The organism is Rhizobium beringeri, from assembly GCF_004306515.1.
Lineage (GTDB): Bacteria > Pseudomonadota > Alphaproteobacteria > Rhizobiales > Rhizobiaceae > Rhizobium > Rhizobium beringeri.
The window spans coordinates 137,027-160,563 of the sequence record NZ_SILG01000007.1 but is presented as its reverse complement, the minus strand read 5'-3'; the positions used below and the strand labels follow the sequence as shown (position 1 = coordinate 160,563).

Below are 23,537 nucleotides of genomic sequence, written 5' to 3'. Positions count from 1 at the left end.
AGAACCTTCAGCCAGCCATCGAGATAGCTTGCGTGGTCGGGGCGTGGTTCGAGCTCAGGCACGATGCCAAGATCGGCGCAGAGAAAGCAGCTGCCGAGTTCGGCAATCAGCTCTTCACGGGCGCGTTCGCTCCGGTCTTTCGCGTAGCGGCTGAGATCACGATCAAGCCGTCGCGGTGCTCCGGTCCAGTGCGTCATCTCGTGACTGAGGACCGCGACATAGGAGGCATCGTCCCGGAAGGCGTTCAAGCATGGCATCTGGATGTAATCACGGTGAGCGGCATAATAGGCCGCCGATCCTCCATGCCGGATCAGTGCCCCGGTATTGGCAAAGAAGCGGCCGGCATCGCCGATCCGGCTGATCGGATCCTCGGCAGGTGCGATCTCATGAAAACGCCCAGGAAGACCGGCGATCTGGTCGGTGTTGAACACCGTGTAGCTCTTGAGGAATGGAATGTCCTGTTCGATCTCAGTGCCTGTCTCGGTCGTCTCGGTGCGGATAAACGAACTGGCAAAGACGACGGTTGTGCCGGTTTCGCCCTTGCGAACGGCGCCGCCGAGTTCGATTGCCTGGCGAAACGTCATCCAGCTGGATGAGGCAAAGCCGCGGGCGATGGCTTCGGACCACAGCAGCAGGACGTTGATCCCGGTGTAGGCTTGGCCATTGTGGCGCAGTGGCCGGCCGACCTCGCCCGTCGCATGTTCCGTTGTCCAGGGTTTGGTCCATGGCCGCACACCCCGTTCGAGGTCGGCGATGATCTTGGTGGTGATGCGGCTATAGATATCGGATCGTTGATTGGATTGCTGCCTGCTCATGTTGGAACCTCCGTTTCGAGGTCGCGGCCATCGCGACCTGCTACGGCGGTCCGAAAGCCAGGCGGCAAGCGCTGCCTGCACCCGCAGGGCCGCAACGCAGTGGAGGACGGCAAAGCCGTTGCCGGCGGCGCGAGCCTGGCACGACCAAAAGCCGGGGCAGGACGCGATGGCCGAAATGTTAGTGGGAGGTTTGACGGAGGCAGAAGGCAGATCCGCGAGGCGGCAATCACGTCGCTCACATCGCAGATGAACCGCAGCGAAGATGGCTGACCTGCCCAGTCGTACCAGTGACCGGGCGATATCGACGATGTCGCCGCGCCAGGCGGCTGGGTCTTTCGCTTCCCGCTTTCAACCGCATGCTGCCGTCATCCGGGAAGAGTTGCGATGAGCGGAAATTAGGCATGCCGCGATCGTCGCCAACGTCCAGAGCCTGATCCGCACCCTGCAAACGCTTTCGAGAAACAGGGGCATGTCAGACAACAATCACGAGCGTGATTATGAATCTGATCGCAGCCACGTTCTGATATCATTCAGTGACCGGACCAGGATGGAGGGATTATCGCGGGACGGGATAAAACCCCAGTTCTGCCAGTAGAGTTCGGCCTCTTCGTCTATCGCGCGCACAACGATCGCCCGCCCGCCAACAAGGTCCGCGCCTGCACTGCACCGCTGAAACGCGTCCCTGACTAAGGCTGTACCAATGCCTCGACCTCCATAGCGTTGATCGACGGCCAGTTGTCCGATAAGGAGGCACGGAATTGGGTCTGGAGGCTGCCCGGATCGAACCTTTCGCGTAACGACGTTCGGTGCAATGACGGTCGGTGCCAAGCCATAGTATCCAACGACCGCGTCGCCATCACAGATGACGAACACTCTTGTGAAGCCGTGTTGCTGGTTCGACTGAGCAAATCTGGCAAGCCAGGCGTCCAGTGAAGGTTTGCCACACGAGAAGCCATCCAGGCTATGCCGCTCGGTTAGAAGCTCGATTTTTGAAGGTATCAAGGATCAATGTTCCCAAGGCGCCTTGCGGGCTAAACGCTCGGCAACCTTGGGCGGCGGTGCGCTCGGATTTGCTTCGATGACGGCAACAAAGGCCTCAAATGCATCCGGCGAAAGGCGGATGACGCTCTCGTTCAATATTGCTGTCTGGGCTTCGTGCACGGCTGCGCGCCGCATAAACTCGGTTCGGGAAAGACCCGTTAACGCGGCGCCACGATCGATGATCGCTAGGTCGTCGTCCCGAAAACGCATCGAGACCGGGGTTTCCTTGCGCAAAGCCATGTTCGACATCTGACCGACCTTCCTCACTTCTGATAGCAGTAATCAAAATAATGTAATGCGGAGTGCAATACAAGCCGGTCATCACCTGTCAAGACGTTCACGCTGCTGCTCGGCTCTTCCCATGACGTGGTGCTCGTCTCAGGGATTGCCTAGGACCGTCTGATCGGACATCGACTCCACGCGCCTCGTCATGTCGTCGAACTAGCTCAGCCGATTGATCAGCGGGGTTTCATCCACAGCCCTGTCCATTAACGGGAAAAACCGTGCATTTAACCATGTTGCTTAGCCTTTGATTCATCCTCCCGGAGCAGTTTGCGACCGGGATGGCTGGGAACCAACCTCAAAGGATCGAAAGCTATGACCTATGCACTCGTGCTCTTCTCGGCCGTGACCGCGATCGTGGTGTCCATTTCGGCGATCGGCACTGCACCGGCACCGAACAGCAAGTGGCCGGAAATCCATTCGGAAAAGACCTCCAGACTGGGGCAGACGCACCTGCCCTGAACCGCTTTTGGAGGGAGGGGTCATCGCTCGAGCTAACCGATCGGTTATTGCCACCTTCACGGGGTGAATCGGATTGATTCAAGGTGCAACAACGGTAAGGAGCGGCGAACGGCAAACGGCCCCGCTCAGAAGCAACTCATGGTCTAGCGCCGGAAGCTTGGGGGATCCCCGTGAAAACCGCAGTCCCTGCTTAAGACGGACCATCGATCGATTTACGATTTGTTGTTTAAGGCAACCCGTGTAGAATCGGGCTAAGTGCCTGAATTTCTCAAAATCATTTTCAAGCCGCCCCGCGATCATTGATCGACTGAGGCCAGGCCCGTACCGTCTCGGACAACAGGCAGCATCTTTACCCACGTGCGCTCAAGGGCGCGGTCCTTGCCGCCGACTTCAGTCCGATTCGTTGAATAATTCGCAGCCTTTGGCGGACGCCTGCGAAATTATGGCGCCTAAAACAACACTTCTTTGACGCTGCTTTGACGATAGGACGCTACGACCGGTTTGCGAAGTTACGCAGAGGGATTTCAGCCGGTTATGCTTCAGTTCGATTATCGCAAAAGCGTCGATCTTCCTTTCGGAATCCCGATTTCCCTTCCCGGTTGCTTGCCAGGCGCCGCAGGTATGGCAGACTGGTCTCTGGATGCCAGGTCTTCGACCTGCCAAACGAGCGCATCGGAGGCAACGGGGGCGGGGCCGGTGGATCGCATGAACAAGGAGCACGATCCGTTACGGATGTTCCTGCTCGGGCCTTTTGCCCTTGTGGATGCCGAAGGGCGGTCGGTTACTCCGAAATCCAAAAAAGCCCAGGCTCTTCTGGCGATGCTTGCACTGTCCGCCCGGGGCTCGCGCTCGAGAATCTGGCTTCGGGACAAGTTGTGGAGTGATCGCTCCGACGACCAGGCGGCAGCCAGTCTGCGCCAGGCCCTTTTGGACATTCATAAGACTCTGGGGCCTGCACGTGATCTCTTGATTGCGGATAAGAATACCGTTTGGCTGGATATGGATCGACTCGTTCTTGATACCGAACTGGTGGTTCGGACAAAGCGGTCCGCGGATCAAATCACCGACGAGTTGCTCGAAGGTATAGATATCCGCGATCCAGAATTCGAGGACTGGTTAACGCTTGAACGGCAGAACTGGTATAGCCGGCTCAATGTAGGACAAGTCCACGACGTCTTCGAGCCGCGACAGCAGCCGAGTCGCGATATCGCCAAACATTCCGCCCTGCTACCTCTGACGGGTGCCCCGGATGTGCCAAGACAAGGCAAACCCGCGGAAAGCGCCGGCAGCAACCCATATCGGCGGCCGGCAGACGGTGACTGGCAATGGGTCGTGGTCCTTCAGTCCCCTATCGTGGTGGGTGTTGGAGAGGGCGGACAAATTGCTGCGACACGGTTCCAGAATCTCATTGCAAAAGCCATCACCGATGGGCTGGCCATTGGCGTCAGCGACCTCTCCTTCACCTTGCCGGATATTGACGAGAGCGAACAGCGGATCAGCCTTCCGATATGCCTACAGCTTCGCCTCACGTTTGACGGTGACACGGTGATGATCGAACTGGTGATGAAGCACCTGATCAACAACCGTATTCACTGGCTGAGCAGTCAGGCAGTCAACCGCACGCAGTTCGAGCGAGGCGAGTTCGGCACCGCCGCTGCGCTGATCAGCCAAGCGGTCGATCAGCTGGCCTATTTCCTGGAGACCCAGGCAAACGACAGTCGATTGTCGCAAGACGGCCTGCTGATCGACGCCGTCAATGCGATCTTTCGGCTGTCACGTAGCGATCTGGATAATGCGGAGCGGCGCCTGGAAGAACAGATCCAGTATCAGCCGCGGTCATCGACTTTTGCCTGGCTGTCGTTCATCCGGACTTTCCAGGTTGGCCAACGCTTCAACGCGTTTGACGCGCATCTGATCGAGGAAGCTCAGGCATATGCGCGCAAAGCGCTGGAACTCGATCCGCAGAATTCCGTATCGCTCGCGCTCGTCGGCCACGTCCATTCGTTCCTGTTCGGCGAATACGACTATGCGGCCAACCTGTTCGAAAAATCGATCCGCCTGAATCCGGCCCTGCCGCTCAGTTGGGACCTCTACGCGATGCTGCACTGCTATGCAGGCCAGCCCGACAAGGCGGTGGCCATGGCGCGTTGGGTACAAGAGCTCGGCGTCTACAGCCCGCATAAATATTACTTCGATACGACCAAATGCATTGCGGCAGCGCTTGCGGGCGATCATGCCGCAGCCATAGCTGCAGGCGAAGAAGCCCTGCGGGTACGGCCGAACTTCAACAGTCTGCTGCGCTATCTTACCTCCAGTCACGCACATTCCAACAATCTCGGCGGCGCGCGGCATTACCTGCAGCGTCTTGAGGCGGTCGAGGGCGGCTTCTCCATCAACGCCTTCCGCGGAAGCGGTTATCCGCTGCTCGACACAGGCGGCGGCCAGATCTTGATCGACGGCCTGCTCAAGGCCGGCGCCAAGCTGCGCTGAACTCCGGACAAATCTTCACATCATCGCGCAAGGAGGCTCCAATGGAAGCGGACACTACTGAGGAATCGCAATCGAAAATTGTTTTATTTCTAAACAGTTATAAATTCAGGATTGAGCCGGATACGGTCCTTCCATGCGAACCCAGGGACAATGCCGGTGCTGATCCTCTCGCCGGTGCATCACCGGCTGCACCTGATGCAGCCCCCGAAGCTGTGCTTTTCCTCGGCACGGATGACGATGGATCGCCCCTGCCCGGGCCCATGATGGCGACGATGGCCGTAGCCTCGGTCCTCAACAAGAGCGTCGCAAATAAGTCAGTGCTCAACAAGGCGTCACTGAACAAAAACAAGAACAAAAATAAGAATAAGAACAAGAACAAGTCGACGATGGACGGCGGCAGCCTCGGCGTGTCGCAGCTTATTCCCTCCTTCGAGCTGCGCAGGCTGCACCAGCAGCCGTCACGCAACGCCTATACCGCGGCGCGGCGCTTCACCTGGGAAATGCTGGATATACCGCCGCCGCCAGGCCCCGATTATACCCGCCTCGAAACGACGGTGCTGCTCTCTATGCAACGCCGCGACCGCGAGCGGGTGCGACGCCTGCCCGATATCCAAATCGAGTCGACGATCTCCGTGGGGGAATTCACCCGCGCATTGCATATCGAGGATCTTGGCGGTTTCGAGCAGACGGAAGGCCTTTTCCAGGCGATCCTGACGGCCTGCGAATATGTCGGCCTGATCTACAAGAGCCAGTTCAACCGGCTGCGGCCAAACCAGTTCGAGCCCATGCTCCGACCGTTGCTGGCCGTGCCGGTCCACGAGTCCTATCCCAGCAACCATTCGTTCCAGTGCTTTTCGATCGTCTTTGCGTTCTCGACGATCCTGCCGGAACATCCGGCCACCGACGAGCTTGCCCGCATCGCCCAGAACGTCGCCGAAAATCGCGAATGGGCCGGCCTGCACTATCCGAGCGATACGCAGGCGGGGCGAGATCTCGCCCGACGCTTCGCTCCCTACCTCCACGACGCGTTCGGTCCTCTGTTCCAGGCCGTACACGACGAATGGGTCTGAAATCGCCAGTTGCACAACAGGGATCATGAACATGACGGATCAAACACAAATGCCTGAGCCCGCACCGATCAACTACTATTATCTCTGGCACCTGACTGCCCTTGGTGTGGTCGACGCGGAATACGGATCGGCTCCGCCTGCTCCACCAGCGCTTGATGCGAGCGCCGCACGCGCGCTCCCCGATCCCCTCATCACCGGCACGGTCTGGGATGCTATCGCTTCCGCCGGCCCGTTGCGACCCGCGCGGGTCGCGCTGATCGATGTCGGCGTATCTCCGGATCATCCCAATCTGGCAACCCGGCTTGACCGGGAGGCGTCAATCGATTTGACGACCCATCGTTACGGCGCGCGCGTGCTCGAAATTCTTGATACGACGACGTCGTTTGACCGCGAGGAAAGGCATGCCTTCTTTGCCGGGCTCAACATCGCTCCGCTCGGCAATATCGGCCTTTCGAACGACGACCAGGACTATCTCAGTGATCTGGTTGCCGAATACGCCGCGTCAGAGGGCGTTCTCCGGCGGCTCTACAATCCGGAATCGCTGTTTGCGTCGCATGGTACCTGCTGCGCGGGGCTGATCGTCGGCGAACCCGCCGTTGTAGCGGAAGAAGGCACGCCAAGCCTTCCGCCGGAAGGAGCCTTCTACGGTGATAGTGACGAGCTGCGCACGAGCGGCAATCGCAATGTCATCCCCTATTTCGGCGTTGATCCTTTCTCAAGGCTCATCTCGATCAGAACGTCCTTCGAAGACGATGTCAGACAGTTCATTGCGGCCTTCCTTTATGCCTATCTTCAGAAAGCAGATGTGATCGTCTTGCCGCGCGGTCTGCCTGACCCGAAACGCAGCATCGTTGATCCGAAGAACGAGCTGAAGGCCGACCTGGAATTATGGAAAAACCAGGATGCCGCCAATCTGTTCACGCGCATTGCCCTTGCTGATCAAGGTGGACCTGAACTGGAGCCGAAGGCTGCGCAGAAAGGCTCCAATCCGGATCGTCCGTGGCATGTCCTCAAACAACTCATCCTCGCCATCAGCCGGCACATCCCGATCGTCTGCGCCGCAGGAAACAGTGGCGAGAGCCAGCTGATCTATCCGGCAAGTCTTGCCGCCGATAACAACGGCATCATTGCCGTTGGGGCCGTTACCGTCGAAGGTTTCCGTTCGGGCTATAGCAATTACGGCGAAGGATTGACGCTAGTCTCCCCCTCTGACGACGGGGAGGTCTTCAACAGGCATCAGTTGCGCCTCGACCGGCTTTCTCCATTTGCCGCGCAGCACGACTACAGCGCTTTTCGAACACGGGAATACTACTATTCGCACTTCTCGCTGCTGACGACGGACCTGTCGGGGATTTTCGGCTATAATTATGGCTCCGATCCGTGGTCGGCCATCGTGCCGTTCGGAACCAATCCGGGCATCGGGGGCGGATACTACACTCCCTTCGGGGGCACATCAGGCGCGTCGGCGCAGGTGGGCGGGTTATGCGCCCTGATACAGCGGGCTTACAAAAGCCGCCACAATCCCGGTGACCGCCTCTCGGGGCCTCAAGTGAAATCAATTCTGAAGACCGCATCCCGCCTGGACGCCATTGTCGCGCCCGGAACGAGGAAATTGACGGCGGATTGTATGAATGCAGAAAGCGAGGACGCCGTCGAGATGGCCTATTTCTTCGGGTCGGGCCTGCCGAATGCGCGGGCGGCGGTTGAGACGGCTCTGGCGATCTGACCCCTGCGGCTGCGTTTTCCAGAATTCTAAGCCTCCTCGATCGAGGAGGCTTTTTCTTTGTTTACGTCATTTTTACGGATTTTTAACGCCGAACTGGCGGGCGAATGACGCCCTTGGGGAATAGTGCCTCTCAACCGACGACGCGCAACGTTCCGACGCCGGACGAAGCCGTCCCGAACTCCGGCATTTTTGCCCGAGATGCAACCTTGATCCGCCCGAAGACAAACTCACGGAGGCTGCCGATGTCCGCGTCCCGCATACAACAATTGGCAGATGAGGCGCGCCTCCTGCTCAAGCGCAATCCCCTGATGGCAAGTACCGTCTCCCTGCAGCGCGTAGCAACACGCAACCTTTTGAAGCGACGCTTCCAATATGGCCGCACGCTTGCGGCGGCTTCGAAGCTCGCCGGTTGTTCGGCTGGGGTAGAGGCATTGTCAGGTTATTTCCCCGACCTTGCAGATGGCGGATACACTCGCCTGCCGGAGCTTCCGCCAGCGGTTGCCGGACCGGTCGGCGCCGACCCTTACCGTTCATCCGCACTTGCAGCCTGGATGGGTGCGCTCGCGCGTAGTCTGGAATGGCAGGCGGCCCGCCCCGATGTGCAGGTCGTCGGCCGCTATCTGCAGCCGGATCTGATCGCATCGGATCTTGAACTCGAACGTCAGCCAGCGTGCCGGCTCTCTTGCGGCATCGGCCTCGTGCGCATCGAAAGCCCGGCGCGAAGCCGTCTCATGCAAGCCCTCCTGCGCCAATGCATGCCGGATTATCCCCGGCCCGGCTACCCGATCCCGGACGATGCGGAATTGGATCGCATCGCCGACCATCTGGAGAAGGCCTTCGCATTAATCGCGGACTTGGACGAGTACGGCCATCAGCGTCTGATCGCCGGCCTGCATACGCTTTACGTTGGCGTGCGGCGCGAACCGCAGTGCTCCTTTTCGAGTTCGAACGAATTGCCGGGCAGCGCGCTCATCGTCCTTTCCAGAGAGAGATTGCGCGCCGGCGATCATGCTGCGACAGCGGCCCAACTGCTTCATGAGGCAGGGAATATCCTGCTCGGGTTTTATACGACCTCGACGGCAGCATCCCTGCCTGGCGAGTTCCAATATGTTTCCCCATACAAGAAGGACCTACAGACGCTCGAGAGCATCCTGCATACGGCCTACACCATTCCCTGGGAATGCGCCTTGCGCATGGCATGCCTATCCACCGAGACGGATCCTGAGCGCCGCGCCTGGAAGACGGCATTCATAATTGCCTATGCCGCGCGGCAAGTCCCGCTCATCGATATCGCTCGGAAAGGTATCGAACGTCTCGGCGGCGATGTCCTCCTCGACCTCCCAGACATCGCCGCCATTCCTTCCTGGAGCAGTCGGATCTTGTTCCTCGTGAGCCAGTTGCTTGCCGAAGAGCCCATTGCGCACCGGCAGGCGCATCTTGCCGAGCGCCAGCGCGTTCTCGATCGCCAAGCCTGGGATATTGGACAGATGCTGCTGCGCGGCAAGGAGCCGATCGATCCTCGGATGGGCCGGCGAGAGATCGATGGCAGCGGCGACAATGTCAGCCTCTGGTACGACGGCAAATTCCACTTGATTGCGAAGACCCCCGACCATGCGATGGGCGAGGATTACGGTCACTACGCCGCGACGATCCGCGGAGTTGCGCCCAGCGAGATGGAGGCGATCTGATGGTCAATTATCGGTCTAGACGATTGTCAGCGGCAATCCGTGCGCCCGTCGACTTCCCGAACTTCTTCGCCCACAGTCTGGGGTGGGGCGGCAGAGGGGCTCTGTTCACCGGCAGTAGTGTCGATCCTGCCGAGGAACGGAGCCCCAATGTTAGCAGGCCTGCGTTCGGCGTCTCGTTGGAGGGTTCCAATTTGCCGGATGAGGACGAATATGTCTCCGCCGCAATGGATCACGACGACGCCTTCCTGACGCCTCTTCGCCATCGTCAACGCGACTTCGCAGGTTTTGGCGAAATCGACTTCGTCATTATCGGATGCGGCGGCTTGGGTTCGCAGATTGCCATCCAGCTTGCGGCCCACGGCGCGCGCCGTTTCTTTCTCGTGGATGCGGATCGTATCGACGATAACAACTTGAACCATGTCCCATGGGCGAGCGAAGCTGATCTCGGCCGGCTGAAGACGGACAAGCTGGCGACCTGTCTGGCCGCGTGTTTCTCGGCCAATGTCTTCGCGCTGCCGGAATTTGCGAAAGGGGCCGCAGCGCTCCGATTGATCGCAGATTACGCCGACAATCCGTTCGTCGTTCTTGCCGGCGACGATTCTCATCCGGCCCAGGAGTTCCTGACGGCCTGCCACGCATCGAAAGCCGGCCTGCCGCCCCATCTGCATGTCGGCCGCTCCCAAGCACATGGCATGGCAGGTCCCTCGGTCGCAGTGCATAAGGACGCATGTCCCGCCTGCCATTGCGCCGAGGTCACAACCGACGATGGCTTTCTCGCTCCACCGGCCGCTGCCGAGAACGCATTTATAGCCGGCCTTGCCGTGTCTCGGATTGCCCAAAAATGCCTTTCGAGACACTCGGCCGCACGGGGACGCCGATGGATATCGGACCTCAAAAGCGATCAGGCCGAGCTGCGTTCTCTCTGCGAACACCCCGAATGCAAGGTATGTCCATGAACACGCTATCTTCGTCGGGATATTATTGCTCCGTTGGCACAACTGCCGGAAAGAACGATGAGCTGACGATATCCGAAGCTCTTTGCGATCCACTGATCGCCATGGTGATGCGCGCCGATGGCGTGACCTCCGAAGAATTCAAGCGACTCCTTGAGGCGGCAGCCCGTGAGCTAAAAGCCAATCTGGCTAACTGATGGTTGACGAGAATGTGTGGCCGATCTCGGTCCGAAACCATGGCCCGATATTGGTACTGGCCGCCCCGCGGAGTTCAGGCACAATGAGATTCGATATGTTGAGAAACTTCCCAACGATAATTCTTGTGTTTGACGAAGGGAAAGATCGCAGGGTGATCCGTACCGCTCGCGAGGCTGCGCAACTGTTGTTGAAGGAATGGCCCACCGACGATGGTGAAGAATTCTTGACGGCGGTGAGAACCTGTTTGGAGGTCCTTACCGGAGATACCGAACCCGAGAAATTGCATGAGGCGATCGTCCGCGCCGCATATGAAGCGGGTATTGCAGCGATCACGACTGATAACAGCCTTGGTGTTCTCAGGATCTATCCAGTCAGCCAGGTCAGATAGTTGACCGCCGTTCACGCGCTCAACGCAATCCCGCTCCCATCGAGCCCCTTCGGCTATCGCCGTGGGCTCTACGGAGCTCTTACTGCGGAGCGAGACGCAGAAGTTCTCTGGACCCGACAGACGATGGGTTCTGCAAAGTTTCAATTGACGGTTTCCGATGGCGAGGCGACACTCGCAACCTGCAGCGAGGCAGGAGGAAAGACGATGGACGACACAGACCGCTGGCGCGACATGGCAAGCGCACCGAGAGACGGTAGCCGGATCCTCGTCACGATTCGCCCGTCCGAACAGGGGCCGGCAGAAGTTGACCTCGCCTATTGGTCGCATGGCGATCAGTTCGGTGCAGAAGGCTGGCGCGCCTCTGATTCCTCGCCCGGGCACATCATCGAATATGCCGAGCCGGAATTGAAGTGTTGGATGCCGATGCCCTCGGCCAACCTCAATCGCACCTCGATGCCCTCCCCTTGGGAAGGCGACGATGACCAAGAGCTCTACGGGTCAGGGATTTAAGAAATCTGGCCGAATAAAAATGGTTCCTGCCTCCGCGAAAAGGTCTAGATTGCCGTCCGCCACGGCTGCGGCGCACCACGAAGTCCCCGCTCTGAGAACGGCACACCAAATTGAGGTTCAACCTTAGCCGAGGCGCCTACGCTGCGCGCACCCTGTCCCGGCCGCTTAACTTGGCAGCATAGAGTGCTTGATCGGCGCGTCGATAAAGGTCCGACGCGCTGTGTGACGGGGCACACGTGGCGATGCCGGCAGAACAGGTGTAACTGAAGTCGGGAGATTCAGGCAGAGGCCGGGAGAAGCGGATCACCGTCAGCATGCACTCGACCATGGCAATGGCATCTTCCGGCCCGGTTGCCGGCATCACGAGAAAGAACTCTTCTCCGCCGACCCGCCCAAAACAATCGTTGCGGCGAACATTCTGATGAATGCGATGAGCAAAATCGCGCAGGACGACATCCCCGGCCTGGTGACCGAGCCGATCGTTGATGTGTTTGAAATTGTCGATGTCGAATACAGCAAGGCATCCGTTGTTTCCGTGCTGGGCGGCTGCCAGCATGTCGTCGACGCGGGCCATCACAAAGCGGCGGTTGGCGACACCCGTGAGTTCGTCGGTGTAAGACGCCTTGATTGCCTGATCGCGATCTTGCCGAACAGTCCTGCCATGCGCTCGCAAACTGGTGATGTCGCTCGCAATGCACAACATCCAACCGTTCTTCTTGACCGCCTCGGTCATCCAAAACCATCGGCCATCGCACAGGTCCGTCTCGAAAGCGCGATAGCCGATCTTGCCACGGCGCGACTGTGTCGACCGCAGCCACTCGTCGAAATTGCTCGTCTGAATGACTGTGCCTTGCCGCAGCTCGAAATTGCGCCGCATGAGATCCGGCCAGAGGGGAGTCTCATCCGGCTCGATGAAATAGACCGAACGAAAGGCGCTGTTAGCGTATCGCAGCCGGTCATCACCATCGTAGACCGCAATCAGCGTTTCGGTGCGTGCGGAAAGGTGCAGAAGCTGTTCGAATATCTCGTCCATACCGAACCCTGTCTGGTTGCCTTGGTATGACATGGCGCAGAAACCCTATGAGAAAAGAGCCGGTCAGCAAGCAAAAGGCGCCTCCAGTGACTACGGAAACGTCAACGAGATGCCGTTTTCAATCGTGATTGGACATCGACTGCGACCTGAGCGACGCTGTTTTCGGGAGGCGGACCATCTATTTTTCCGGAGATAGGAGGCCGAGATGGAACAGTACGCACTAGACCAGTTGAAAACCATTGCGAAGGTCAGCACGACCTGCAAGCGCCTTGATATGACGCGGCGCGAACGGCTTGAACGGTGGGCCGAAAGTCTCGAACACAGCCCCAGACCGTATCTTAAGACGCTTCACGAAACCGAATATCAGCCGATGGCCGATCGGCTTGCTCTCAGGGATGACGGCACTCCGATCTCTGTTGCATTCGCTGATCCCATTCTGCGGGCAGCAGGAATGGAAAATGACAGCTACGGAGAAGCCAAACGGTTCTTTGAACTCAGCGACGAGCAATTGCATGATCTCGTCTGCTTCTGCCATTTTGGTGAACGCGTCAGCGCGGCAGTCGTTGCTCGCCGTTTGCGAAAGATGGCAGGTTACAAACCAAGCGGGTTTTTCGCTCAACTTCGTGCGTTCTTTGGCTGATTGAAGCGAAAGTCCACCATCTGACGTGCTGGTCGGGGATGCATCGATCCCCGTTGAGGGTGGTGCGCGCGACGACCGAGGCCAGACCAGTCGGGTGGTTGCTCCTGCGGTATCGACTATCGCAGACCTTTTGAGGGGGCAGATTACTGAAGCAGTTGGTTCCTGCTGGTCAACTGCCGGGTTCAGGTTTTCTGCGCTGGCCGCCCCTCCTAGGGACTTGGCGCGGTGGGCAACCAAACGGACGACCCGCGGATGCGCTAAAGGTCACGCGCCGGCAGGGCGACAACTGGTGGTTTACTTTGTCCGCGGGATCGACGTCCTCCCAGTTTCAGAATACTACCAGAACCGCCGGCAGATAGGCCAAGGACAATCATCATGCCACTGTACATGGTCGAAAGACACCTGCCCGGCGTAACCCCCGATCAGCTTGGCACAGCGGCCTCCCGCGCAAAGAACGATGACCAGCCAGGGCAAGCCCTATCTTCGGTCGACGTTCGTGCCGTCCGAGGAGCGGTCATTCTGCCTGTTTGACGCCTCGTCCGAGCAGGATGTGAAAGAGGCAAACGAACGCGCAGGGATACCCGGATCATCGAGGTGAAGCACATCTCTGCCGACCACGTTATTTAGCGCCGCCGAATCCCCTTCGCCTCCATGTGGGTGTCAACTTCACGGTGGTCCTGGTCAGCGCCACGATTGCTGCATGCCGGCAGAATCGTCCCGGCCGGCACGCTCTTGAAGAGACGGGGTCGATATTCCGGCGAAGCGCAATGGCGACACGCCGCCGCCGCGGCCCACGTAGCCTGCGCGATTGAAGGGTCCATTCACGTTCTCCCTCCTGGAGAGGTGCGGGGCAAGGGGCAGTGACCAACCACGACAATTCTGGCTTAGAGCCAGACGAATGATGGGAAGACGACACAATGAGACTGGTGCCGTTCCACTACGCGGGGAATAACGATCCGATCGTCCTCATCAATCCGGAGCATGTGGTCGCTGTCAGGGCGTTTACCAACAGCACCCACATCTATGTCAGCGTGCTGGGGAAAGATGCCTCGCCGAGCTACTACCCCGTCAGGGAGACGCTTGAAGAGGTTGTGTCACTGCTTACCGCCAGTTGATCAGGCGCTTGCCAAAGAAGGCGATTTGGCGGAAAGTCCTCGTCGTGGCCCTTGTGGTCTAAGCAGCCTGCCATGATCGGAGAACGCCGTGCCTCTGAGAAACATTTTGGCCGCAGCAGCAATCATGTTCCTGACACTATCAGGATGCGCAACCAGTGGATCGGACAACACAACCTACGCACAACCGCAGGGGATTGGCCCAGTTCGCGGCACTATGGGCGGTTACTAGCCCATCGAGGGCGTTTCGACCGCTTTAGAGCCACAACCAGCGTGGTTGTTTACTTTCGCCTCGTCCACCAGCGTCGTGCGCACCGTCGGGCGCCTTCGAAATTGTCGATGGGATTCCATTGGCTCGGCGCCCGCAGCAAGCCCGCCAGCATAGCCGACTCCGACAGGCTGAGGCCGCCGATATCCTTGTTGAAATAAATGCGCGCGGCGGCGCAGCGTGCTTTTGACGGCTTGTGACCGAAGCGGCGGAACGACTGGTTGAGCGTTCCATCTAACGATTGGTGCGGAGCCGTCACAGGAACCTTTCCGACCATCTATAGTTTGGCCACAAGGATCGCACAGGTACCCCTCTTGTGACGGGGCCGTACGCCAACCCTTCCTTCCTGTGCGATCAGTCCGTTCCCAATTTGCCCCGTTTCGGCGGGGGCTCCTTTTTTTGTCCACGGCGCGCAAAGCGCAGGCAATTCGTTGACCTTGAGCCAATGTCACGGGGCGGCTACAGGCCGCCGCCGGCATAGGCAATGCCGCCAATTGTTAGGCCGGCGAAGTCAATTAACCCTGATTAGCGGAGGGCCTGCATTTTTTCCACTCCTCGAGAGTGATGCGACCCACCGTGGATCTTCTCGAGGGTCTCCTTGAGGGTTTTGATTTCCTCGTCGATGTGACCATCGATATTGCTGCTGACTGTAACGTTGCGGACGTGAGTGCCGAGCGGCCCGCCGCTTATCGCCTCTTCAGGCTTCATGCGCATGCTGGCGGGCATCTATCCGGGATTTTTCTCCGCGGCGGCATCCAACGCGACGGCGGATCGCGCAAATCGTTTGCGATGCGGTCGAACCGGTCGCGCTCTTCGAGGATGTTCGGCCTGGCCTTCGACTGCGGACTGGCGGCCTCGGAGGCGAAATGTGCGGAGAGTGCGCTCCCGGATTTGTCGCGGATCGTGTCGGCCGCCCATTTGAACTCGCTGGCCTTATAAGTCGCCGGATCCTTGAACATGCCGGAGATCGTCTTCACGGCGGCGGCCATGCCCTTCATGTCCGCCTGTCGAAGGTGACCAGGTCCTCCGCGGCCGGCGACGGAAGGGACGCCATCAGGACGGCTCCCACGACGGAGAGCAGCCCGAGCTTCTTCATGTAAGTCGTCTGTTTCATAAGTGCTGCGTTCCGGCCCGTGCCACCTACTCCGGATATCCGTCGCTTATCGGGATATCCGTTCTCATCTGGGCAGCAGAGGGCGGACGTCGCCCTCCCCGATCACGCCGCCATCTTGCGGCAGCTATCGGCGCAGCAGCGGCAGGCGTCGCCAGATGCACGTTTCGCCTTGTCAGCTTGAAAAGCAACAGGTTTCAAGAGAAGCCATGGCCTCCCACGGTAATGTTCGCGACACAGCCGTGTAGGTCTTTTCACGTTCGTCTGGCGTTGCAAAGACGTTAAGCCGGTGGCAACTTCCAGCGTGCACCGCTTGCCAACAGGACATGCCATTTGACCGAGACCAAGCTGCGATCAGCAGATCCGGAACTGGAACACCAGACCCGGCAAGGATGGCCATCGCTCGTTCTCGCCGCTCTGGGCGTCGTCTATGGCGACATCGGGACAAGTCCTCTGTACGCGTTTAGGGAAGCCCTCTACGCAACCGGGGGATCGGGAGCGGATTACGGCAACGTGCTCGGCATCCTTTCGCTGATCGTCTGGACGCTGACGATCGTCGTCACGTTGAAGTATGTCACGTTCGTGCTGAAGGCGGACAACCGGGGCGAAGGCGGCACGCTATCTCTCATGACCCTCGCTCGCGAAGGTCTGACCGGGCGCCCGAGGTGGGTCCTTGTCCTGGGTGTAATCGGCGCCTCGCTGTTTCTCGGCGATGCAATCATCACGCCGGCAATCTCCGTCCTGTCTGCCGTCGAGGGTATCGAGGTTGTGGCGCCGGCCCTCTCCAACTGGGTCGTGCCCATCACTCTTACAATCATCGCCGTGCTGTTTTTCGTCCAGCGGTTCGGCACGAGTGGTGTCGCCTCGGTATTCGGTCCCGTAACGGCTCTATGGTTCGTTGTCCTGGGCGTCAGCGGAGCGATCCACATCTTTGACGACCCGTCGGTGCTAGGCGCAGTCAACCCGATCCACGCGCTCCGGTATATTGCAAGCAACATCGGCTCGGCGGTAGCGGTGCTTGGGGCGGTCTTCCTTGCTGTGACGGGAGCCGAGGCTCTCTATGTCGACCTTGGACACTTCGGCCGACGGCCGATTGTCGTCGCGTGGTTTTCGCTCGTCTTCCCCAGTCTGCTTCTGAATTACTTTGGACAGGGAGCGTTCGTGCTCGCAAACCCGCAGATGGCTGAGCATCCCTTTTTCAGCATGCATCCAGAATGGGCGAGAATCCCCATGGTTTGTCTGGCGACCGCGGCAACGGTTATCGCCAGCCAGGCCGTCATCTCCGGCGCCTACTCGCTTGTCCGCCAGGCGATGCACCTCAACCTGCTTCCGCGCCTACGCATCCTTCACACCTCCGAAACGCAATCCGGGCAGATCTTCATGCCGCAGGTGAACAACTTGCTGTTCATATTCGTGGCTGCTCTGGTGCTCTTCTTTCGAAGCTCAAGCGGCCTTTCCGCCGCCTATGGTATCGCAGTCACAGGCGAAATGTTCATCACTTCAATCCTCCTGTTCATTGTGATGCGGCGGATCTGGATGTGGAAGCTGGCGACAGCCCTTGCTGTTATTGTGCCGCCGGGTTCTTAGTTGCCAACATCGCGAAGTTCGCAGATGGCGGATGGGTTCCCGTTGCGGTGGCGTCGACGATGGCGCTCATGATGCAAACATGGACGGCCGGCCGCCGCCTGCTTGCCGCTCGCACCAAGGCAGACGAAATCCCACTCTCAGCGATCATCGACAACCTGGCCCGGAAGAAGCCGCTCACGGTGCCTGGGACGGCGATGTTCCTGACAAGCGACATCGAAGGCGCGCCAACCGCACTTCTCCATAGCCTGAAGCACTACAAGGTCCTCCATGAGCAGAACGTCATTCTCAGCGTCGTCACCTCGACCACGCCGTTCGTCCCCGACGATGAGAAAATCTTCCTTGAAAGCTTCAATCCCCAATTCAGCCGGCTGGTGATTACATTTGGCTACATGGAGACGCCCAACATCCCTCGTGCGCTGGTCCTCGCTCGCAAGCTCGGCCTGAAGTTTGACATCATGTCGACCTCATTCTTCCTGTCCCGCCGAACGATCCTGCCGTCGAAGAAAGGTGGCCTGCCGTTCTGGCAGGACCGGCTGTTCATCTCTCTTGCGCAGAATGCCAGCAATGCGACAGACTATTTCGGTCTGCCGTCAGGGCGAGTGGTCGAACTCGGGCTGCAGACATCCATTTAGCGGCGAGAGACCCCACCCAGCCGCTCGATCCCATTGGTGACCGGCGGAGAGCTAACATTTGCTGTATTGAAGTCTCGCCCTCGGGCCCGCAATCCGCTATGGCCCCGTGACCAATTGGCGGATGCGCGCCACTTCACCGTCATCGAGAGCGGCTCTCGCTACCCACAGTTGACAATTCGGGATGATAGGCATTTTCTAGCCCGCTATTATAGTGGGAAAAAACGGCGCGGCCCCGATTTTTTATCCGGGCGAGGGCGTAAGACAGAGTGGCCTGCGCCACAAATCGCATTCCTATAGAGCAGTTGTTGTGACCTCGCATCGGGTAGGCAGATGAGCAACGCTTCTAATTCCGAACACATTACGTCGACTGGTCATAAGCTCACCGCCAACCATCAGTGCGCTTCCGCACAGTTGCCGCGATCAGATCGGCACAGATGCCGATTAGTGCGGAAACGTACAGGAGCTTTGCCGCCTATCTATCGTCGGGCCACAAGGATCGCACATGTGCCACCCCTTGTGACGGCGCCGCACGCCAACTCTTCCTTCCTGTGCGATCAATCTTTTCGCCAAATTGCACCGTCTCGGCGGGGCTCCTTTTTGATCCGCGGCGAGCAATCAGTTGATCTTGAACCAATGCCTAATGTCGCCGCAGCACCATCGCTGGCATAGACGATCATCCCGCCGACAGCTAGACTGGCCAGCGCGATTAGCCCCGATATGTCCGGACCCCGAGAGTCCAGCCCGCGTGACGGCTGCAGCCTCTTGTCTACTGTCTCTTCAAGGCCTTGATCGCTTCGCGGATCTGCGCATCGCCGCCGGCAATTGCTGCCGTGGCATTGAATGCGACATGCCCTCGGACAGTCCGTACCATAGTTCATGAGACAACCCTCTTCCTCTCCGGCGCCACTTCGGTTATTACCATTCTTGTTGAAATGGTCATAATAAGCGAGAGCTGCCATGAAGACTGTCGATCTGATGTACCAGACCATGCTGGCCGAGCTGGCGCAGCGGACCATGGACGCTGCATGGACAGCAGACTTCCCCTCGGAAGGCCGCTTCATCACAATGGAGGTCAAGGGCAAACGGTATTGGTATTTCGACATGCCGGATGGATCAGGAGGCAAGAAGCGTCGCTACGTCGGGACTGCGGATGATCCGGAGATCGCGCAGCGCGTCGAGGACTTTAAGCGCGACAAGGACAGTCTGCGCGACCGGAGGCGCATGGTCGCGAGCCTGACGCGACAGGGAGGCATGATCGCGCCCGACCCAATGTCAGGCGACATCGTCGAGGCGCTTTCGGTCGCTGGCCTGTTCCGGCTCCGCGCCGTCCTAATCGGCACGGTCGCCTTCCAGACCTACTCCGGACTCCTCGGCGTCCGCCTGCCTATGGCTGCGATCCTCACGGGGGATGCGGACATCGCCCAGGACTATGCGATCTCCCGTGAAGTCGAAGACACCTTGCCCCCGATCCTCGATCTGCTGCAGACGGTCGATCCGACATTCCGTCCGGTTCCTCATCGATCGGGCGCCGCAGCTTCGACCGCTTTCCAAACGAAGGGCGGCTACCGGGTCGAGTTCCTAACATCAAACCGTGGCTCGGACGATTACATCGACCAGCCCGCCAAGATGCCTGCTCTCGGCGGCGCCAGCGCAGATCCGCTCCGGTTCTTGGATTTTCTTATTCGAGAGCCAATGAGGACCGTGCTGCTTCACAAGAGCGGTGTGCCGGTTAACGTCCCGGAGCCGTCCCGGTACGCTGTCCACAAGCTGATCATAGCTACCAAACGGCGCACAGACGGGCACTTCGTCCTGAAGCGCGACAAAGATCTCCGGCAAGCGGAACTCCTGTTCGAGGCGCTCTACGAGACACGGAGATCGTCTGACTTCGCCCTCGCCTATGACGAAGCCGAGGAGCGCGGCCCTGCATGGCGCGAGGCCCTGCAGGAGGGCAAGGACATGCTTTCGAAGGACGGCCAGCGGATGCTCTCGCAGATCCTGCGGCTGGGCAACCAGCAAATCGGCAACGAGAGGTCGGACGATCCACAGTAAGGAAAAAGAGCAAGGCGCAGGGCGCTGGAAACTTGTGATCCTGTTTCATCTCTTTGGTGGGCATGTTCTGCGCTTCTCCGATCTCGAACGGGCAATCCCGGGGATCTCCCAGAAGATGCTGATCCAGCAGCTTGGCCAAATGGAAAAGGACAGGATCGTGCGCCGCATCGTCCACCATCAGGTGGCCCCGAAAGTCGAATATGACCTGACGGACTGGGGCCAGGCCCTGTGTCCAGCTTTGGACGCTTTGCTTACATGGGCTGCCCAACGGGAGGGCGCGGACGGTGGCGATCAGGAGGGCATAAAACGGGGTGGTAGGAAATGAACTTCATTGACGTGACGGAAGCGACGAAAGATCACCGTGAAATCCAGACCGACCCCGCCATAGTGCCGCCACAGAATTCCGCCCAATCATGCCTGTATAACAAGCGGATGGCAAAGAATGAGATTTCTGGTTTTCCTTGCTGCGGCCCTCTTTCTGACAGCGATGCATGCCCAAGCCCAAGTTTACGCGCCGTATGATGGATACGATGAATACGACGGCTATGGCTATGATGACCCTTACAGCCCCTATCCCCCTCCTCCCTACTACGAGCCAGAGCCTAGCTATCGGGAACCTTTGCAAGAACCTCGGGAGCCATCAACGCGAATTGGGAGGGGAACCATCGTCATCGCCACGACGGAGCATACCCTTATCTACACGACGTCATGGGGTGAGCAGTTCGCTTACCCCATTGCCGTCGGCCGTGAGGGCAAGCAGTGGTACGGAACAACTCGGGTCGTATCGAAACGATTGCATCCTGAATGGCGGCCGACGGCCAGCATGCGGCAGAAGAATCCAAGGCTTCCGGCAGTCGTGAAGCCCGGCCCCGCCAATCCGCTTGGAACCCGCGCGATCTATCTTGCCGACGGACTGCTCCGCATCCACGGCACCAACGACCCCTCCTCCATCGGCACCAATGCATCGAGCGGCTGCTTTCGGATGTACCGTCAGGACGTGGAGGAGCTTTACGAGATGGTTCAGCCGGGAACGCAGGTCGTCGTCCAACGGTGACTGTTCGTCAACGGTCGCCAGCTCGGGCTTCAGCGATCCCGCGATAGTCATCTTTTTGGGCCATACTTTCACGTCGGGATTCACCTTGATCTTCTGGCCGGACGGCTTCCAAGCGGGAAAGACAGTTCTCGAGGCTAGGTCTGCAACGACAACGGCTTCCTGATCCGTGCACATTTCACGGGACCAACGTTTTGTCGGCACCTGCTAGACGGTCGATCCCAGCGGCCACCTCCGCGTAATCCAGCGACCTGCGGGATGCGTAACCGAACGCCTCTCTCAGTTGGTCCCGGCCCTTTGACGTATCAGGAACGAAAGTATCGCCCTGGACTTCTTAGACACCATTGCGGGCCGTCCACTGCCACTTCTGACCAGGTTGGTTCGGCGTCGCAGGCGTTGAGAGCGCAAGTTCGCCTCTGACGCTTTGACGGTAACCGGAAAGCAACTACCGAGCGGACCATCAATCCGTCGATTTTGTCCCTCGGGAAGGAGACGACGAAAGGCGATTCCTCACACGCATTCCCGCCCGCCGATGAGGTTCCGACAACTACCGCCATCCCGGTCGATAACGTCCATCTCGTCGATATCGATGTAGTAATCCTTGAGGACCTCCCGGTCGTGGATCCTCAGGCTATCCTGACTATCGCTCCCTCTCGTGACGACGACGTGATGGTCTAAAAGCTGCCTGTCTAAACTGCGTGCCGCAGCATGGCTGTATGACGAAAGTGCAACGGCTCTACCAACTAGACGAAGGCTTTGACAATCACAGACCAAAGGAGGGGCCAAAAAAGGGGAGCCTTGGTGCATCAGTCGGAGTGCGCCTTTTCCGAAACTACGGCATGTCAAGGAACCGCTGGTGACCGCCAAAGTTTAGCTTTGAGAACATCGTCGCAGCTGAGTTCAATGGAAAACGTGGAAGATTTGGGCGAACATCGTCGACGGATCGATGGCCGTCGCGTCGCGGCAATCGACAACTACCTTGGGAATTCACCATGAACACCGAGACAATATTTTTCAAGCCGAGCGACTGGGTTCCGAACAATCCGCATCTTCCTGTATTGCTTTACAGAGGGCTTTTTGCTGACGGTGGACCTACCGATTTCGACCGTCGTTTCGCTGCAAACGGTTGGACAGGCATCTGGACAAACGGTGTCTTCGATTATCAGCATTACCATTCCGGTGCCCATGAAGTCCTGGGAATCGCGCTTGGTAGTGCCACGCTGTTGATCGGCGGTCCGGGCGGTCAAGAGCTGGATGTGATAGCGGGAGACTGCCTGGTACTTCCAGCCGGGACAGGGCACCGAAATCTCGGCTGCACCTCGGACTTCCAAGTGAAAGGCGCTTATCCTAAGGGACAGCATGCCGACATTCAGACATCCGCTCCTTCAAGCGAAATGCTGAAAAAAATCTCGTCAGTCCCCCTGCCCCACACCGATCCCGTCCAAGGATCGTCAGGATTTCTCACGGAGAAATGGCGGTAGTCATTGGCGCACCGCGATCGATTTCCTGAAGATGCGCAATTTGCGAGCCCAGCCTATTAGGTCTTTGAGAATTCGAGCCGTATTTTTCGAGGGTTTCGTTGTTGTCCGGCGAAATGAGCAGTCAATCGCGCCCGCATCTGGTCACAATGCGATGTCATACGCAGCGTCCGAAAGGCCGGTTTGTCACTCTATGCTTTCAAAACTGATCGTGATTGCCATCTTGTCCCCTGCGCTGGTGCTGACCGCTTGCTCACATCCCGAGCCGCTTCAGACGTCCACGGTCGCTCCGGTCGCTGCGACGGCAGTTCCGATCACTGACCAAGCGGTGATTGCCGAGACTGTGGGACGGGCCACGGTCGGTTCTGATCCGCTAGCCTGGGCCAATCCGTCAACTGGCAGCGCCGGGGTTATCGAGCAGGTCCGGCCAGGTACAAACAATCCAGACGGATGCCGCGACTTCGTCACAAGCAAGCAAAGTCTTGAGGGCGTGACTCGGTTCACTGGTGTCGCTTGTCCAGCAGATGGATCTTGGAAGATAAATGGCTCGTCGGGATTGCACTAGGAACCAAGTTGGATCGGGTCCAGCGCTTGCTCTTCCATTTCAACCCCCTATTGTGGATCTCAATCGAAATTTCCTGCCGCCTCGGGCGTCCTGTTTCAACCTCTATACCGTCCTGCTCCGCCGGGCGAAATTGGATGTGAATCGCCTTATCTGGCTTTGCCGTGGCCTACGCAGCGGATCGGGCGCGATTTCGAAAGGAACTCGTCGAGTGCGAACGCGGCACATCCTTGCCGCAACGGTACGGCCTCCCTGCCACGTCGCCACCGGCCCGCCAGCTTTCCGGAGCATCGATCCCATTCAGCCGGATCCGCTCGTCATGGGCGAAGCCAGCGCCGAGTTATGGTGGGAGTATCTATGTGGGTGCCTATTATCGTAAAAATGGCACCTA

The 23,537-nt window shown here is 58.8% G+C and carries 19 protein-coding genes and 7 pseudogenes; 18 read left to right on the top strand and 8 right to left on the bottom strand.

The genetic code is table 11. From position 1 onward, the window contains the following. The 3 genes from ELH03_RS36910 to ELH03_RS36900 all read right to left on the bottom strand — a co-directional run. Positions 1-815 (bottom strand): ArdC family protein (locus ELH03_RS36910; RefSeq protein WP_130767555.1); only part of this gene is annotated, 815 nt, incomplete at its 3' end. 495 nt (positions 816-1,310) lie between these two features. Then, complete coding sequence (locus tag ELH03_RS36905; RefSeq protein WP_348633886.1) at positions 1,311-1,817, bottom strand: GNAT family N-acetyltransferase; 507 nt, start codon at positions 1,815-1,817, stop codon at positions 1,311-1,313. Between the two features lie 3 nt (positions 1,818-1,820). Beyond that, positions 1,821-2,096: a type II toxin-antitoxin system TacA family antitoxin gene (locus ELH03_RS36900; protein WP_245511925.1), complete on the bottom strand. Its 276-nt coding sequence runs from the start codon at positions 2,094-2,096 to the stop codon at positions 1,821-1,823. Positions 2,097-2,453: 357 nt separating this feature from the next. On the opposite strand from ELH03_RS36900, the gene ELH03_RS37720 reads away from it, so the two are divergent. The 10 genes and pseudogenes from ELH03_RS37720 (at position 2,454) to ELH03_RS36855 (ending at position 11,623) form a co-directional block, all read left to right on the top strand. Further along, positions 2,454-2,600, top strand: coding sequence for a hypothetical protein (locus tag ELH03_RS37720; RefSeq protein ID WP_165420563.1), 147 nt, complete (start codon positions 2,454-2,456; stop codon positions 2,598-2,600). Between the two features lie 311 nt (positions 2,601-2,911). Next, a pseudogene (locus tag ELH03_RS38445) lies at positions 2,912-3,007 on the top strand (ABC transporter ATP-binding protein); the annotation flags it as partial. Positions 3,008-3,134: 127 nt separating this feature from the next. Next, positions 3,135-5,090 carry an SARP family transcriptional regulator gene (locus ELH03_RS36890; RefSeq protein WP_130767621.1) on the top strand — a complete coding sequence of 652 codons (1,956 nt, stop codon included), beginning with the start codon at positions 3,135-3,137 and terminating at the stop codon, positions 5,088-5,090. A 41-nt stretch (positions 5,091-5,131) separates the two neighbouring features. Continuing rightward, positions 5,132-6,160, top strand: a complete 1,029-nt coding sequence (locus ELH03_RS36885; protein ID WP_130767620.1) for a phosphatase PAP2 family protein — start codon at positions 5,132-5,134, stop codon at positions 6,158-6,160. A gap of 31 nt (positions 6,161-6,191) precedes the next feature. Next, entirely contained in the window at positions 6,192-7,886 is a 1,695-nt protein-coding gene (locus ELH03_RS36880; RefSeq protein WP_130767619.1) for a S8 family serine peptidase, read from the top strand. A gap of 104 nt (positions 7,887-7,990) precedes the next feature. Then, on the top strand, positions 7,991-9,574 hold the full coding sequence (locus tag ELH03_RS36875) for an aKG-HExxH-type peptide beta-hydroxylase (RefSeq protein WP_130767618.1): 1,584 nt from the start codon (positions 7,991-7,993) through the stop codon (positions 9,572-9,574). Then, complete coding sequence (locus ELH03_RS36870) at positions 9,574-10,530, top strand: ThiF family adenylyltransferase (protein WP_130767617.1); 957 nt, start codon at positions 9,574-9,576, stop codon at positions 10,528-10,530. Before ELH03_RS36875 ends, ELH03_RS36870 begins: the two co-directional genes overlap by 1 nt. Continuing rightward, positions 10,527-10,724 (top strand): hypothetical protein, encoded by a 198-nt coding sequence (locus ELH03_RS36865; RefSeq protein WP_128403522.1) that lies wholly within the window; start codon positions 10,527-10,529, stop codon positions 10,722-10,724. Before ELH03_RS36870 ends, ELH03_RS36865 begins: the two co-directional genes overlap by 4 nt. An 83-nt stretch (positions 10,725-10,807) precedes the next feature. Further along, positions 10,808-11,113, top strand: a complete 306-nt coding sequence (locus ELH03_RS36860) for a DUF982 domain-containing protein (RefSeq protein WP_128403523.1) — start codon at positions 10,808-10,810, stop codon at positions 11,111-11,113. A 204-nt stretch (positions 11,114-11,317) separates the two neighbouring features. Next, positions 11,318-11,623: a hypothetical protein gene (locus ELH03_RS36855; RefSeq protein ID WP_130660454.1), complete on the top strand. Its 306-nt coding sequence runs from the start codon at positions 11,318-11,320 to the stop codon at positions 11,621-11,623. Positions 11,624-11,759: 136 nt separating this feature from the next. Here ELH03_RS36855 and ELH03_RS36850 read toward each other — a convergent pair whose 3' ends face one another. Then, entirely contained in the window at positions 11,760-12,656 is an 897-nt protein-coding gene (locus tag ELH03_RS36850) for a GGDEF domain-containing protein (protein WP_130767633.1), read from the bottom strand. Positions 12,657-12,861: 205 nt separating this feature from the next. Between ELH03_RS36850 and ELH03_RS36845 the strand changes: the two genes are divergently transcribed. The 3 genes and pseudogenes from ELH03_RS36845 to ELH03_RS36835 all read left to right on the top strand — a co-directional run bounded on the left by ELH03_RS36845 (position 12,862) and on the right by ELH03_RS36835 (position 14,411). After that, positions 12,862-13,296 carry a hypothetical protein gene (locus ELH03_RS36845; RefSeq protein ID WP_130767616.1) on the top strand — a complete coding sequence of 145 codons (435 nt, stop codon included), beginning with the start codon at positions 12,862-12,864 and terminating at the stop codon, positions 13,294-13,296. A gap of 375 nt (positions 13,297-13,671) precedes the next feature. Further along, positions 13,672-13,923, top strand: a pseudogene (locus ELH03_RS36840) (nickel-binding protein). A 290-nt stretch (positions 13,924-14,213) separates the two neighbouring features. Next, positions 14,214-14,411: a hypothetical protein gene (locus ELH03_RS36835; protein ID WP_130660456.1), complete on the top strand. Its 198-nt coding sequence runs from the start codon at positions 14,214-14,216 to the stop codon at positions 14,409-14,411. 311 nt (positions 14,412-14,722) lie between these two features. On the opposite strand, the pseudogene ELH03_RS36830 reads toward ELH03_RS36835, so the two are convergent. Both ELH03_RS36830 and ELH03_RS36825 read right to left on the bottom strand, forming a co-directional pair. Next, a pseudogene (locus ELH03_RS36830) lies at positions 14,723-14,851 on the bottom strand (transglycosylase domain-containing protein); the annotation flags it as partial. A gap of 479 nt (positions 14,852-15,330) precedes the next feature. Continuing rightward, positions 15,331-15,790 (bottom strand): annotated as a pseudogene (locus ELH03_RS36825) (cytochrome c); the annotation flags it as partial. Positions 15,791-16,120: 330 nt separating this feature from the next. Between ELH03_RS36825 and ELH03_RS36820 the strand changes: the two are divergent. From ELH03_RS36820 to ELH03_RS36800, 4 genes and pseudogenes are all read left to right on the top strand, one after another. Next, positions 16,121-18,006, top strand: a pseudogene (locus tag ELH03_RS36820) (potassium transporter Kup). A gap of 957 nt (positions 18,007-18,963) precedes the next feature. Further along, entirely contained in the window at positions 18,964-20,055 is a 1,092-nt protein-coding gene (locus ELH03_RS36810) for a nucleotidyltransferase family protein (protein ID WP_130660458.1), read from the top strand. Next, positions 20,045-20,380 carry a winged helix-turn-helix transcriptional regulator gene (locus tag ELH03_RS36805; RefSeq protein ID WP_130660516.1) on the top strand — a complete coding sequence of 112 codons (336 nt, stop codon included), beginning with the start codon at positions 20,045-20,047 and terminating at the stop codon, positions 20,378-20,380. Before ELH03_RS36810 ends, ELH03_RS36805 begins: the two co-directional genes overlap by 11 nt. A gap of 117 nt (positions 20,381-20,497) precedes the next feature. Then, positions 20,498-21,109 carry a L,D-transpeptidase gene (locus ELH03_RS36800; RefSeq protein ID WP_130660459.1) on the top strand — a complete coding sequence of 204 codons (612 nt, stop codon included), beginning with the start codon at positions 20,498-20,500 and terminating at the stop codon, positions 21,107-21,109. Between the two features lie 60 nt (positions 21,110-21,169). Here the strand turns inward: ELH03_RS36800 and ELH03_RS38915 are convergent. Continuing rightward, positions 21,170-21,283, bottom strand: a pseudogene (locus ELH03_RS38915) (Ivy family c-type lysozyme inhibitor); the annotation flags it as partial. Between the two features lie 815 nt (positions 21,284-22,098). Between ELH03_RS38915 and ELH03_RS36795 the strand changes: the two are divergent. Then, complete coding sequence (locus tag ELH03_RS36795) at positions 22,099-22,587, top strand: cupin (protein WP_130660460.1); 489 nt, start codon at positions 22,099-22,101, stop codon at positions 22,585-22,587. Between the two features lie 732 nt (positions 22,588-23,319). Here the strand turns inward: ELH03_RS36795 and ELH03_RS38890 are convergent. After that, a pseudogene (locus ELH03_RS38890) lies at positions 23,320-23,456 on the bottom strand (thermonuclease family protein); the annotation flags it as partial. Positions 23,457-23,537 lie beyond the last annotated feature (81 nt).